Below are 12,378 nucleotides of genomic sequence, written 5' to 3' on the forward strand. Positions count from 1 at the left end.
ACGATTGCCCTTGATTTACCTTGCCGCCTCGGGTATGGGCGCGTAAGATAGTCGGGCTAAGCTGAAAGGCTTACAAATCATCGTTTTGCCCCGCGGAAATGCCTTTTCCCCGGCAGCGCCTTCGCTCCGCGAACTGCCCGCCCGCCGACCCCGCCATTTCCCGCCGCACAGCGTCGTTTTCAGTGGTCACCTGGACAACAGGCGGCGTCATTTTTAGGAAATACATGGTTCGCATTCAGTTCGCGATTGATCTCCATTACGAACTTCTTTACCCCGGCACCGATTTTGTCTTCAACATCCACGCCGCCCAGACTGCCAACCAATTGGTGATCAGCGAACAACTGCAGATCAGCCAGCCCGTCCTGACGACGATCCAGACCAACCCGACGACCTACGCCCGCTACCTGCGCCTGACCGCCGGCCCGGGACCGCTGCACGTCAATTACCAGGCCACCGTCGATATCGACCATCACGTCGGCCAACCGGACAGCATCGGCGAAACGCCGGTCGCCCAGTTGCCGCTGTCGGCGCTGACCTACATCTACCCCAGCCGCTACTGCCAGTCCGACCGCCTCAGCCTGCTGGCGCTCAAGGAATTCGGCCATCTGCCGAAAGGCTACCGCCGGGTCGAAGCGATCCAGACCTGGGTCCGTCAGCAGATCACCTTCCGCTCCAACACCAGCAATTCGAACACCTCGGCACTCGACACCCTGACCGACCGGGTCGGCGTCTGCCGCGACTTCGCCCATCTGATGATCGCCATCTGCCGCGCCCTGAACATCCCGGCGCGCTTTACCACCGGCATCGATTACGGTGCCGATCCGGCCCTCGGGCCGACCGATTTCCATGCCTACGTCGAAGTCTTTCTCGACCATCGCTGGTATTTGTTCGACCCGTCCGGCACGGCAATCCCGATGGGTTTCGTCCGCATGGGCACCGGCCGCGATGCGGCCGACGTCTCCTACGCAACGATTTTCGGCAGCGTCACTTCACCGCCGCCGGTCATCACGGTCAGCGCCATCACCGAAGCCGGCCGCCCCTGGGAACTGCCGCGTCACCGAAGCGAAGCACTATCGACCGACGCAGCAGTCAACGCTATTTAACCCCCCAACTCATTTATCACCGGAGAATTATCCTTGGCAAAAGAAGAACTACTTGAAATGCAAGGCGTCGTGAACGACGTCCTTCCCGATACCCGCTTTCGCGTCACGCTGGAAAACGGTCACGAACTGATCGCCTACACCTCAGGCAAGATGAAGAAGAATCACATCCGCATCCTGGTCGGCGACAAAGTCACGCTTGAACTCTCGCCCTACGATCTGAGCAAGGGCCGCATCACCTTCCGTCACATCGAAACCCGCACCGGCACCTCCGCACCGCCGCGTCGCCGCCGCTACTAAGCCGACCGACGCGCTCCGCGTCCGGGGCGAAACTGATACGTGTCGTCGTAGTACGCAGGGTTTTCATTCTCCGGCACGACGCCGGGAATGCCGAGCAAAGGCAGGGGTTGAAAGTCGCGCGGTCGCTGGTAGCGACCGCTGGCCAGATCAGCGGCCAGACGAGTGTCGACCGCAGTCAGCTGGTCGGCCAGCGACATCCCCAGCCACTCATCACCGACCTCGAAGAGCACCGCCTTGGCCGTCAGGCCGCGAAACGGCTTGAGCAGTTGTTCGTATGTGGCATGGCCGAAGATGATGAAGCGCATGGCGCTTTGCACTTCGGCACGGTGATCAACGAACAGCTTTTTCCATTCGAAGCCGCGCAACAGGTCGAGCAGTTCCGGCCTGCTTGAGACGACGACGATGCCGCACTCGTCGAAATGCGTCAGCGCATCGCGGATCGTGCCGCGCGCCGCGCCGCTCGGCGTCATCGCCTGGACATGGCTGGCGCTAACGGCCAGCTTGGTCCGGGTGAAGGTCAGCCAGACCAGGGCATTGAAGAAATCGTGCCAGTTGTCGCGCCGCGTCTCGACTTCGCCACGCTCCCAGATGCGGCACTCATAGACCCGGCCATCCGGCTGCGGCGGCACGAAACGCACCTGGCAACCATTTGCCGTATGGATCGGAAAGCGCTCGGCCAGTTCGGCCAGGGCGCCGCTTTCCGGCGCCGATGGCAGGAGGTCGAGCCAGCGCCGCAGCGGCGCGAACAGCGGTGAATCGTAAGCGAGCGCCGCGCTCACTCTTCGGCGTCGCCCGCCCCGCCTGCCGCTTCCTTGGCGAAGACCAGTTCGCCATCCTTCAGCCGGAAGACCCCCATCAGTTGCCCCATGCCTTCCAGCGGCTCGCTGTCCATCTTGGCGAAACTCTCGCAGGTTTGCGTTTCGGTTGCGAACATCCGCTTGCCGACCTTGATGATGAAGGCGCCCGAGGGCACCTGATAGACCTCGACCCGGCTCTTCGCCGTGCCGGTGCCCAGACTGTGCCGGCGCATGCAGGCCGGCATCCGGGAGACCACCAGGAAGAGCTCAACCTTGTTGTCCCAGAAATACGGCTGCTCGCGGATCAGCGACAGCACATGCTCGCGGGTATTGTCGATTTCGTAGGTCGCGGCGTCGTTGACGCAGGCGGTCAGCAGCGGCGCGGCAAGCAGCGGCAGGATGAGATGGCGCAGACGCATGATGCGATTCCTCAGAGCATTTTCCACGAGAGTGTTTCACCGGCCCGCAACGGCACGATACGGTCGGTGCTGAGATACGGGTAATCGGCCGGCACGCTCCAGCTTTCCTTGGCCAGCGTCACCGTGCCGCTGTTGCGCGGCAGGCCGTACCAGTCCGGGCCGTTGAAGCTGGCGAAGGCCTCCAGCTTGCCCAGCGCGCCGGCCTGCTCGAAGGCCTCGGCATACAACTCCAGCGCGGCGTAGGCGGTGTAGCAACCGGCACAGCCGCAGGCCGCCTCCTTGGCGCCCTTGGCGTGCGGCGCCGAGTCGGTGCCAAGAAAGAACTTCGGGTTGCCGGACACCGCGGCGGCGACCAGCGCCGCGCGGTGAGTTTCGCGCTTCAGCACCGGCAGGCAGTACCAGTGCGGACGAACACCGCCCTGGAAGATGGCGTTGCGGTTGTAGAGCAGGTGATGCGCGGTGATCGTCGCAGCGACGGTGGCCGGTGCGTTGGTCACAAACTCGGCCGCATCGCTGGTGGTGATGTGCTCCATCACCACCTTCAATTTCGGGAAACGCTGGACCAGCGGCAGCAAGACGGTATCGATGAAGACTTTTTCGCGGTCGAACAGGTCGATCGCCGGATCGGTCACTTCGCCATGCACCAGCAACGGCAGGCCGAGACGTTCCATTTCGGTCAGCGCGTCGTAAGCCTTGGCGATATCGGTCAGGCCAGCATCCGAATTGGTCGTCGCCCCGGCCGGGTAAAGTTTCACCGCCTTGACGAAACCACTGGCGGCCGCCTTGGCAATTTCACTGGCCGGCGTGTTGTCGGTCAGGTACAGCGTCATCAGCGGCTCGAAACTGCTGCCGGCCGGCAAGGCGGCAACGATGCGAGCCCGGTAGGCGGCAGCCTGGTCGACGGTGGTGACCGGCGGTTTCAGGTTGGGCATCACGATGGCCCGGCCGAACTGGCGGGCGGTGTGGGCGAGGACGGAAGCCAAGGCTTCGCCATCGCGTAGGTGGAGATGCCAGTCGTCGGGGCGGATAATGGTCAGTTGCATGATCGGTCTCGGTACGGTTTGCCGGATTTTAACTTTTCAGGGCTAGGGCCCGCTCATAAAGCGCATTTTTCGCCGCGCCGGTGATGGCCGATGCCAGCTTGCTCGCCTGCTTGACCGGCAAGCCTTCCGCCAGCAGCAGCTTGAGCACCCGCTCGCCTTCGCCATCGTCGGCATCGGCCGGCGCGCCGGAGACCATCAGCACGAACTCGCCGCGCTGACGATTGCTGTCTTCCTTCAGCCAGTCGAGCGCCTCGCTCAAGGGGCCGGAATGGATCGACTCGAACATTTTGGTCAGTTCGCGGGCGATGACCAGCGTGCGTTCGCCAAGAACCGTGGCGAGATCGGCGACTGTTTCCAGCACGCGGTGCGGGGCTTCGTAGAAAACCAGGGCGTACGGGTGTTCGCGCAAGGCCTCGATGGCCTGCCGACGTTGCCCGCCCTTGCTCGGCAGGAAACCGTAGAAGAGAAAATGTTCGTCGAGCAGGCCGGAACCGGACAGCGCGGTAGTCACCGCGCACGGGCCAGGCAGCGGAATGACCGGGCAACCGGCGGCGCGGACGGCGGCGACGATGCGGGCGCCAGGATCGGAAATGCCCGGCGTGCCGGCATCCGAAATCAATGCCACCGCTTCGCCGGCCAACAGGCGCTCGACGATGCGGGCGGCGGCTTCATGTTCGTTGTGCTGGTGCGCCGGCAAGGTCCGCGCCTTGGCGCCGAGTTGCTTCAACAGCGGCCCGCTGTGCCGGGTGTCTTCGGCGGCGACCCAGGGCACGGTACGCAGGATTTCCTCGGCCCGGCGCGTCAGATCGGTCATGTTTCCGAGCGGGGTCGGGACGACATACAATGCAGCGGATTCTTCCGTCATTTTTTCAGGCATGCAGGTAAAGACCAACGATACCACCACGACGCGCGGTCGCGAAGCCGAGACGCGCGCGGCACGGCATCTCGAATGCGGCGGCCTGCGCGTGGTGGAGCGCAATTTCCGGGTGCGCGGCGGCGAGATCGACCTGATCTGCCGCGATGGCAAGACCCTGGTCTTTGTCGAAGTGCGCCAGCGCAGCCGCAGCGACTTCGGCGGTGCTGCCGCCAGTATCACCGCCAGCAAGCGCCGGCGCATCGTCCTGGCCGCCCGTCACTATCTGAGCGGCAAGGCCGATTGCGACTGCCGCTTCGATTGCGTGCTGATCGACGGCGAACGCCTCGAATGGATACGGAATGCGTTTGCTGCTGACGATTAGCCTGCTTTTCTGGCTGGCGCCGGCCGCGGCGGAGAGCGTCCGGCTGCTCATCCAGAGCTCGCCGCTGGCCGGCAGCCAGTATTACGCGGTCGGCGAGCAGTGGTCGCAGATGCGGGTCGGCGACCGCCTCGATCTGGTCCGCGAACCGGACAACCGCCATGACCGCAACGCCATCCGCGTCGAATGGCGCGGCCACCAGTTGGGTTACGTGCCGCGCCGCGAAAACCGGATGCTTGCGGCGGCGATGGATCAGGGCGAACGGCTGGTGGCGCGCATTGCCAAACTGCGCGAGGACGCCAACCCGTGGCAGCGGGTCGAGTTCGAGGTCTTCGTCGAGCTGTGATGTAGAATGCTTCGATTACCAGCCCCAACTTACTGAAAAATATGGATCTGATTGCCCGCGTCGCCCAGCACTTCGAAGACAGCGCCAACACCAAGCTGAATGCGATCGACCAGATGGCTGCCCCGATCGCCGCCGCCATCGAAACACTGACCAACAGCCTGATCAACGGCGGCAAGATTCTCGCCTGCGGCAACGGCGGCTCGGCCGGCGACTCGCAACATTTCGCCGCCGAACTGGTCGGCCGGTTCGAAGCGGAACGGCAGGAACTGGCAGCGATTGCGCTGACTACCGACAGCTCGATCCTGACCGCAGTCGGCAACGATTATTCGTTCAACCAGATTTTTTCCAAACAGGTACGCGCCCTCGGCCATGCCGGCGACGTCCTGCTCGCCATCTCGACCTCGGGGAACTCCAACAACGTCATCGAGGCGATCAAGTCGGCGCACGAAGCCGACATGCGGGTCGTTGCACTGACCGGCAAGGGTGGCGGCCAGATCGGCGAAATGCTGCGCGACGACGATATCCATCTCTGCGTGCCGGCCGACCGGACGGCGCGAATTCAGGAAACCCATTTGCTCGTCATCCATTGCCTGTGCGATGGCATCGACGCGCTTCTGCTGGGAGTCTAATGATGCAAAAAACCAAACTCGCCGTCGCCGTACTGGCGCTGGCTACGCTGTTCCCGTTGCTGCAGGGCTGCGTCCCGGCGATCATCGCCGGCGGCGCGGTCGGCGTGATGTCGGCCCATGACCGGCGGTCGACCGGCGTCCAGGCCGACGACGAAACCACCGAATGGAAGGCCGCCCAGCGCGTCCCGGAGAAGTTCAAGGCCTTCTCCCACCTCAATTTCACCTCCTACAACCATCGCGTGCTGATTACCGGCGAAGTGCCGAGCGAAGAAGCCAAGAGCATCATCGGCGAGCAGACCCGGCAAGTCGAAGGCGTCAAGGAAGTCTTCAACGAAGTAAACATCGCCGCGGCGTCGGCGCTCGGCAACCGCAGCAACGACAGCTACATCACCTCCAAGCTGAAAGCCCGCCTGGTCGACTCCAACCAGCTCTCGGCCAATCACGTCAAGGTCGTCACCGAGAACGGCGTGGCTTACCTGATGGGCATCGTCAATGACCGCGAAGCCAAGGTCGCCATTGCCATCGCCCGGACCACGGACGGCGTGCGCCGGGTAGTCTCGATCATGGAAGTGGTCGCCGAAGCCGATACCCGCCGCATCGACAGCAGTTCCGTCGGCGGCGCCCGCAATGTGCCGGCACAGACGGCACCGGTCGAAACGCGCTAGAAAGAGCTGAATCAGCGAAGTTCGCGCTGAAGCAAACCATACGGGGGTGGCAGCATGAATCTGGAAAAGGTCATTTTCGGTTTTTTCATCGTTCTCGCGGCCACCCTCAATTTCGGCTTCTTCATCGGCGACATCGCCAACCCGGTGGTGCACAGCGTTTATGAACTGGCCGCCGCGCTGATCGTCAGCCTGATCGCCACCGCCCTGAAGTTCGGCGACCGGACGCAGATCGGCGCCATCCACCTGGCGACCAGCCTGGTCGCCGACCTGCAATTGATCGCGGCGGCGATCACCTGGGGCGTCGCCGTACATATCACCGGCACCGGCATGACCATGCATGTCACCTCGAGCGTCGTCTCGCTGTCGGGCGGGGCGCTGGTCGCCAACATCGTTTCCGTCGTCATCCTCATCGTTGAAACCGTGATGCTTCGCCGCTAGGAGGCGCGCGTGAATAACGCCTTCTTCCTCGTCCTGCGGCGCATGCGGGCGCCGATCATTCTGCTGATCGCCCTCTACGGTATTTCCGTGATCGGCCTGACGCTGGTCCCCGGCGTCGATGCCGCCGGTCAGCCGGCCGCCCCGCTCAGTTTCTTCCACGCCTTCTATTTCATCAGCTACACCGCGACGACCATCGGCTTCGGGGAGATTCCGAATGCCTTTTCCGACGCCCAGCGCCTGTGGGTCATCGTCTGCATCTATCTGACCGTGGTCGGCTGGTCCTATTCGCTGGTCACCCTGATCGCGCTGCTGCAGGACAAGGGTTTCCAGAACACGCTGACGACCAACCGCTTTGCCCGGCGCGTCCGCATCCTGAAAGAGCCGTTCTACCTGATCTGCGGCTGCGGCGAAACCGGCAGCCTGATTGCCCATAACTTCGACCGCCTCAATCAGGCCTTCGTCGTGCTGGAAAAGAATGAACTGCGCGTCCAGGAACTCGATCTGCAGGATTTCAAGACCGACACCCCGGCCCTCGCCGCCGATGCCCGCCTGCCCGACAACCTGCTGCTGGCCGGCCTGAAGCACCCGCGATGCCGCGGCGTACTGGCGGTGACCAACGACGAGGAAAGCAATCTCGCCGTGGCCATCGCCGTCCGCCTGCTCAATCCCGACATCCCGGTCATTGCCCGCTCGCGCAGCCCGGCCGTCAAGGCCAACATGGCCTCGTTCGGCACCGACCACATCATCAACCCCTTCGAGCGCTTCGCCGATTATCTGGCGATGGCCGTTGCCGCCCCGGAACGTTTCCGGCTGATCGAACTGCTGACCGGCCTGCCGGAAACGCCAATCCCGGAACCACACCGGCCGCCCGCCGGTCACTGGATCCTGTGCGGCTACGGCCGCTTTGGCCGGGCCGTGGCGGAACGCCTGCAACCGGCCGGGGTTACGCTGACCATCATCGATCCGAGCACCAAGGAAGCCAGCCAGGGCATCGTCGGCGACGGCACCGAGGCCGCCACGCTGAAACAGGCCGGGATCGAATCCGCCTCGGGCATCATCGCCGGCAGCGACAACGATGTGAACAATCTCTCCATCGCCGTCACCGCGGCCAAACTCAATCCGCAACTTTTCGTCGTGACGCGGCAGAATCACAATGCCAACACGCCGCTGTTCGAGGCCTTCCGGGGCGATTTTTCGATGGTCCCCAGCCACATCGTCGCTCAGGAGTGCATCGCCATTCTGACCACCCCGCTGCTTGCCCGTTTTCTCGCCCGGCTGCGTGACAAGAGCGAAGACTGGAGCCAGCACCTGGTCGTCCGCCTGCAGGGACTGTGCGATGGCCTGACGCCAACGGTCTGGGGCATCCGGCTGAACATTTCCGAAGCGCCGGCAGCCTGCCTGGCCTTGATCGACAGCCCGCCGTTCAGGCTGGGCGAAATCCTGCGCGACGGCCGCGACCGCACGCAGCCGCTGGCTGCCGTGGCGTTGATGGTCGAGCGCAGCGATGAATGCTTCCTGCTCCCCGACGACAACTTCCGGCTCGCCGCCGACGATCACCTGCTGCTCGCCAGCCCGCTCGACACCCGACGCAATCTGGCGTTGACGCTACACAACGAGAACGAGCTGAACTACGTCCTTACCGGTCAGGAACAGTCAGGCAGCTGGCTGTGGCAACGCCTGCGCCGGATGCAGCCGAGTCAATAGACGCGACTCGCCGGGCGGCATTGGGGGGACAGGCGGCGGACGCCTGATTAACTGGGAAGAGAGGGCGACCAAGCGCCCTGCCTTGCCGACAAACCGGCGCTCCGGTTTGCCGGCAAGGATGCGGACTAGCGTCCGATCAGACCCGGGCCGCTTGCAACACGGCGTTGAGGGTGGCGCTCGGGCGCATCACGGCCTTGCACTTTTCGGCATCGGCGAGGTAATAGCCGCCGATGTCGGCCGGCTTGCCCTGCACGGCCTTGAACTCGGCAACGATCTTCGCCTCGTTCTCGGTCAGCGCCTTGGCCAGCGGCGCGAACTGCGCCTGCAGTTCCTTGTCGTCGGTCTGCGCGGCCAGTTCCTGGGCCCAGTACATAGCCAGGTAGAACTGGCTGCCCCGGTTGTCCAGCTCACCGGTGCGCGGCGACGGCGACTTGTTGTTGTCGAGCAGCTTGCCGGTTGCATCGTCGAGCGTCTTGGCCAGGACCTTGGCCTTGTTGTTGCCGGTCTTGATGCCCAGCTCCTCGAGCGAAACGGCGAGGGCCAGGAATTCGCCGAGCGAATCCCAGCGCAGGTGGTTCTCTTCGACCAGCTGCTTGACGTGCTTCGGAGCCGAACCACCGGCCCCTGTTTCGTACATGCCGCCGCCGGCCATCAGCGGGACGATCGACAGCATCTTGGCGCTGGTGCCGAGTTCCATGATCGGGAACAGGTCGGTCAGGTAGTCGCGCAGGATGTTGCCAGTCACCGAGATGGTATCCATGCCGCGGATGACGCGTTCCAGCGTGTAACGCATGGCGCGCACCTGCGACATGTGCTGAATGTCGAGACCGGTGGTGTCGTGATCCTTCAGGTAGGTTTCAACCTTCTTGATCAGTTCGGCTTCGTGCGGACGGTACGGATCCAGCCAGAAAACGGCCGGCGTGCCGGAATTGCGGGCGCGGGTAACAGCCAGCTTGACCCAGTCGCGGATCGGTGCGTCCTTGACCTGGCACATCCGCCAGATATCGCCGGCTTCGACGTTCTGCGACAGCAGCACTTCGCCGGTGGCCAGGTCGGTGATGTTGGCAACGCCGTCTTCGAGGATTTCGAAGGTCTTGTCGTGCGAACCGTATTCCTCGGCCTGCTGGGCCATCAGACCGACGTTCGGGACGGTGCCCATGGTCACCGGATCGAAGTTGCCGTTGGTCTTGCAGAAGTTGATCATCTCCTGATAGATGCGGGCGAAGGTCGATTCCGGCATGACTGCCTTGGTGTCCTTCGGCTTGCCATCCGAACCCCACATCTTGCCGCCGATGCGGATCATGGCCGGCATCGAGGCGTCGACGATGATGTCGTTCGGCGAATGGAAATTGGTGATGCCCTTGGCCGAATCAACCATCGCCAGTTCCGGGCGGTGCTCGTGACAGGCGTGCAGGTCGCGTTCGATTTCTTCGCGCTTCGATTCCGGCAGGGAGGCGATCTTGTCGTACAGATTGATCATGCCGTTATTGACGTTGACGCCGAGTTCGTCGAACAGCTTGCCGTGTTTCTCGAAGGCTTCCTTGTAGAAGATCCGCACGCAGTGGCCGAAGACGATCGGGTGCGAGACCTTCATCATCGTTGCCTTGACGTGCAGCGAGAACATCACGCCGGTCTTGCGCGCATCTTCCAGCTGCTCTTCGTAGAACTCGCACAGCGCCTTCTTGCTCATGAACATCGAATCGATGATCTCGCCGGCCAGCAACGAGAGCTTCGGCTTCAACACGATGCTCTTGCCGCTCTTGGTGACCAGTTCCATCTTGACGTCACGCGCCTTGTCCAGGGTCATGGACTTTTCACCGTGGTAGAAGTCACCGTGCTTCATGTGCGCGACGTGGGTGCGGGAAGCCATGCTCCACTCGCCCATCGAATGGGGGTTCTTGCGGGCGTATTTCTTGACGGCCAGCGGTGCGCGGCGATCGGAGTTGCCTTCGCGCAGGACCGGATTGACGGAACTGCCCAGACACTTGGAATAGCGGGTCTTGAGTGCCTTTTCTTCGTCGTTCTTCGGATTTTCCGGAAAATCGGGAATCTTGAAGCCGCGCTTCTGAAGCTCCTTGATCGCCGCGGTCAATTGCCCGACCGAAGCGCTGATGTTCGGCAGCTTGATGATGTTGGTGTCCGGCAGTTGGGTCAGGCGGCTCAGTTCAGCCAGCGTGTCCGGAACTTTTTGTTCGTCGCTCAGGTAATCGGAGAATTCGGCCAGGACACGGGCGGAAACCGAAATGTCGCTCTTGACGATCTCGATACCGGCCGGTGCGGTGAAGGTGCGAATGATCGGCAGAAAGGAACAGGTCGCCAGCAGGGGCGCCTCGTCCGTTAGTGTGTAAATGATCTTTGATTTTCCTGCAGCCATTGGCATTCCCTCGAATTTGATTGACTAACTGGGGCCGAATTTATACGCCCCCCCTTTCACCGTGCTTACAGCGGCAAAAGCACCTGAAACCCGGCGGCAAGCCAGCAAGTATCCTCACCCGCCGTCTCTCAGTCAACGCCATTAAGAATGGGCATAAATCAAATCGCAGAAAGCAAAAAGCCACCCCGAAGGATGGCTAGGTGCTTTTTCTTCACAATGCTTGGTCGGAGTGACAGGATTCGAACTTGCGACCCCTGCGTCCCGAACGCAGTGCTCTACCAGGCTGAGCTACACTCCGATGCTGTTCGAGAAACCTAGTGATTTCTCTCAACTGCGAAGAGCGTCAATTGTAGCAGAGCTTTTTGATAATTTGAACCCCCCAGACACGAAATTGATGCTCTCGCCAATTCGGCTTCTTGCCCGGCACGAGCGCGTGCGTGGTCGAGCGCCCCACTTTTCCGGATGGCGTCGAGCACCGCCGGGAAATCATCCCGCCCGCCTTCTTGGATGGCTTTGCGAACACATGCGGCTTGCTCCGGCGTGCCGTGCTGCATGACATAAATCAGCGGCAGGGTCGGTTTGCCTTCGGCCAGATCGTCGCCGATATGCTTGCCGGTATCGGCTTCCTGCCCGGAATAGTCGAGCACGTCGTCAACCAGCTGGAAGGCTGTGCCGAGATGCATGCCATAAGCAGCCATGGCTTGTTCGACCTCGGGCGTCGCCTTGCCGAGGATGGCACCGAGCTGGGCTGCGGCTTCGAAGAGCTTGGCGGTCTTGTAGTGGATGACCTGCATGTAACGCGCTTCATCGACGTCGGCGTCATGGCAGTTCATCAATTGCAGAACTTCGCCCTCGGCGATGATGTTGGTCGCATCGGAGAGCACCTGCATCACCCGCATGTCGTTCACCGCAACCATCATCTGGAAGGCGCGGGAATAGAGGAAATCGCCGACCAGAACACTGGCCGCGTTGCCAAACATCGCATTGGCCGTATCACGCCCGCGCCGCAAGGCCGATTCATCGACCACGTCGTCGTGCAGCAGGGTGGCGGTATGGATGAATTCGACGACCGCCGCCATCTCATGATGCCGACTGCCCTGATAACCCATTGCCCCGGCCGCCAGCAATACCAGCGCCGGACGCATGCGCTTGCCACCGCTACTGACGATGTATTCAGCAACCTGCCGGACCAGGACCACGTCGGAGTGCAAACGGTCGCGAATAACTGCATCGACGGCCTTCATATCGGGCCCGATCAGGGCGTAAAGCTGTTCCAGTGTCACGGTAGGCTATTCTCTGTTGAAGCGCGGAATCTTAGGGGGCCGGGT

At 62.4% G+C, this 12,378-nt stretch carries 14 protein-coding genes and 1 tRNA gene; 8 read left to right on the forward strand and 7 right to left on the reverse strand.

Annotated elements, in window-relative coordinates:
* Window positions 1-224 precede the first annotated feature (224 nt).
* The gene (locus tag ACLIKD_RS15740; RefSeq protein WP_428825799.1) at window positions 225-1,103 is read left to right on the forward strand and encodes a transglutaminase-like domain-containing protein; all 879 of its coding nucleotides are present in this window, start codon (window positions 225-227) and stop codon (window positions 1,101-1,103) included.
* A 33-nt stretch (window positions 1,104-1,136) separates the two neighbouring features.
* Window positions 1,137-1,400, forward strand: a complete 264-nt coding sequence (gene infA, locus ACLIKD_RS15745; RefSeq protein WP_226417193.1) for a translation initiation factor IF-1 — start codon at window positions 1,137-1,139, stop codon at window positions 1,398-1,400.
* On the opposite strand, the gene ACLIKD_RS15750 is transcribed toward infA, so the two are convergent.
* From ACLIKD_RS15750 to rsmI, 4 genes are read right to left on the reverse strand one after another with little or no spacing between them, the layout of a single operon-like run.
* Window positions 1,397-2,179 carry a DUF3025 domain-containing protein gene (locus ACLIKD_RS15750; RefSeq protein WP_428825800.1) on the reverse strand — a complete coding sequence of 261 codons (783 nt, stop codon included), beginning with the start codon at window positions 2,177-2,179 and terminating at the stop codon, window positions 1,397-1,399. The genes infA and ACLIKD_RS15750 overlap by 4 nt on opposite strands.
* The gene (locus ACLIKD_RS15755; protein ID WP_428825801.1) at window positions 2,176-2,616 is read right to left on the reverse strand and encodes a hypothetical protein; all 441 of its coding nucleotides are present in this window, start codon (window positions 2,614-2,616) and stop codon (window positions 2,176-2,178) included. Before ACLIKD_RS15755 ends, ACLIKD_RS15750 begins: the two co-directional genes overlap by 4 nt.
* A gap of 11 nt (window positions 2,617-2,627) precedes the next feature.
* Window positions 2,628-3,659: a dihydroorotase gene (pyrC, locus tag ACLIKD_RS15760; RefSeq protein ID WP_428825802.1), complete on the reverse strand. Its 1,032-nt coding sequence runs from the start codon at window positions 3,657-3,659 to the stop codon at window positions 2,628-2,630.
* Window positions 3,660-3,687: 28 nt separating this feature from the next.
* The gene (gene rsmI, locus ACLIKD_RS15765; RefSeq protein WP_226417196.1) at window positions 3,688-4,524 is read right to left on the reverse strand and encodes a 16S rRNA (cytidine(1402)-2'-O)-methyltransferase; all 837 of its coding nucleotides are present in this window, start codon (window positions 4,522-4,524) and stop codon (window positions 3,688-3,690) included.
* 10 nt (window positions 4,525-4,534) lie between these two features.
* Between rsmI and ACLIKD_RS15770 the strand changes: the two genes are divergently transcribed.
* Genes ACLIKD_RS15770 through ACLIKD_RS15795 form a run of 6 tightly spaced genes read left to right on the forward strand, consistent with a single transcriptional unit; the run spans window position 4,535 to window position 8,676 of the window.
* Window positions 4,535-4,897, forward strand: a complete 363-nt coding sequence (locus ACLIKD_RS15770) for a YraN family protein (RefSeq protein WP_428825803.1) — start codon at window positions 4,535-4,537, stop codon at window positions 4,895-4,897.
* Window positions 4,875-5,240: an HIRAN domain-containing protein gene (locus tag ACLIKD_RS15775; RefSeq protein WP_428825804.1), complete on the forward strand. Its 366-nt coding sequence runs from the start codon at window positions 4,875-4,877 to the stop codon at window positions 5,238-5,240. The genes ACLIKD_RS15770 and ACLIKD_RS15775 overlap by 23 nt, the downstream gene beginning before the upstream one ends.
* Window positions 5,241-5,281: 41 nt before the next feature.
* Window positions 5,282-5,869: a phosphoheptose isomerase gene (locus tag ACLIKD_RS15780; protein ID WP_226417199.1), complete on the forward strand. Its 588-nt coding sequence runs from the start codon at window positions 5,282-5,284 to the stop codon at window positions 5,867-5,869.
* 2 nt (window positions 5,870-5,871) lie between these two features.
* A complete protein-coding gene (locus ACLIKD_RS15785; RefSeq protein WP_428825805.1) occupies window positions 5,872-6,534 on the forward strand; it encodes a BON domain-containing protein in 663 nt (220 codons plus the stop codon).
* Between the two features lie 54 nt (window positions 6,535-6,588).
* On the forward strand, window positions 6,589-6,972 hold the full coding sequence (locus ACLIKD_RS15790) for a DUF6394 family protein (protein ID WP_226471640.1): 384 nt from the start codon (window positions 6,589-6,591) through the stop codon (window positions 6,970-6,972).
* Window positions 6,973-6,981: 9 nt separating this feature from the next.
* Entirely contained in the window at window positions 6,982-8,676 is a 1,695-nt protein-coding gene (locus tag ACLIKD_RS15795) for a potassium channel family protein (RefSeq protein WP_428825806.1), read from the forward strand.
* 136 nt (window positions 8,677-8,812) lie between these two features.
* Here the strand turns inward: ACLIKD_RS15795 and ACLIKD_RS15800 are convergent, their stop codons facing one another.
* The 3 genes from ACLIKD_RS15800 to ispB form a co-directional block, all read right to left on the reverse strand.
* Window positions 8,813-11,050: an NADP-dependent isocitrate dehydrogenase gene (locus ACLIKD_RS15800; protein ID WP_428825807.1), complete on the reverse strand. Its 2,238-nt coding sequence runs from the start codon at window positions 11,048-11,050 to the stop codon at window positions 8,813-8,815.
* A gap of 221 nt (window positions 11,051-11,271) precedes the next feature.
* Window positions 11,272-11,348, reverse strand: a tRNA-Pro gene (locus ACLIKD_RS15805).
* Between the two features lie 16 nt (window positions 11,349-11,364).
* Window positions 11,365-12,294, reverse strand: coding sequence for an octaprenyl diphosphate synthase (ispB, locus tag ACLIKD_RS15810; protein ID WP_428828351.1), 930 nt, complete (start codon window positions 12,292-12,294; stop codon window positions 11,365-11,367).
* Window positions 12,295-12,378: the final 84 nt, after the last annotated feature.

The sequence above is a fragment of the Azonexus sp. IMCC34842 genome, assembly GCF_050368855.1.
GTDB lineage: Bacteria > Pseudomonadota > Gammaproteobacteria > Burkholderiales > Rhodocyclaceae > Azonexus > Azonexus denitrificans_A.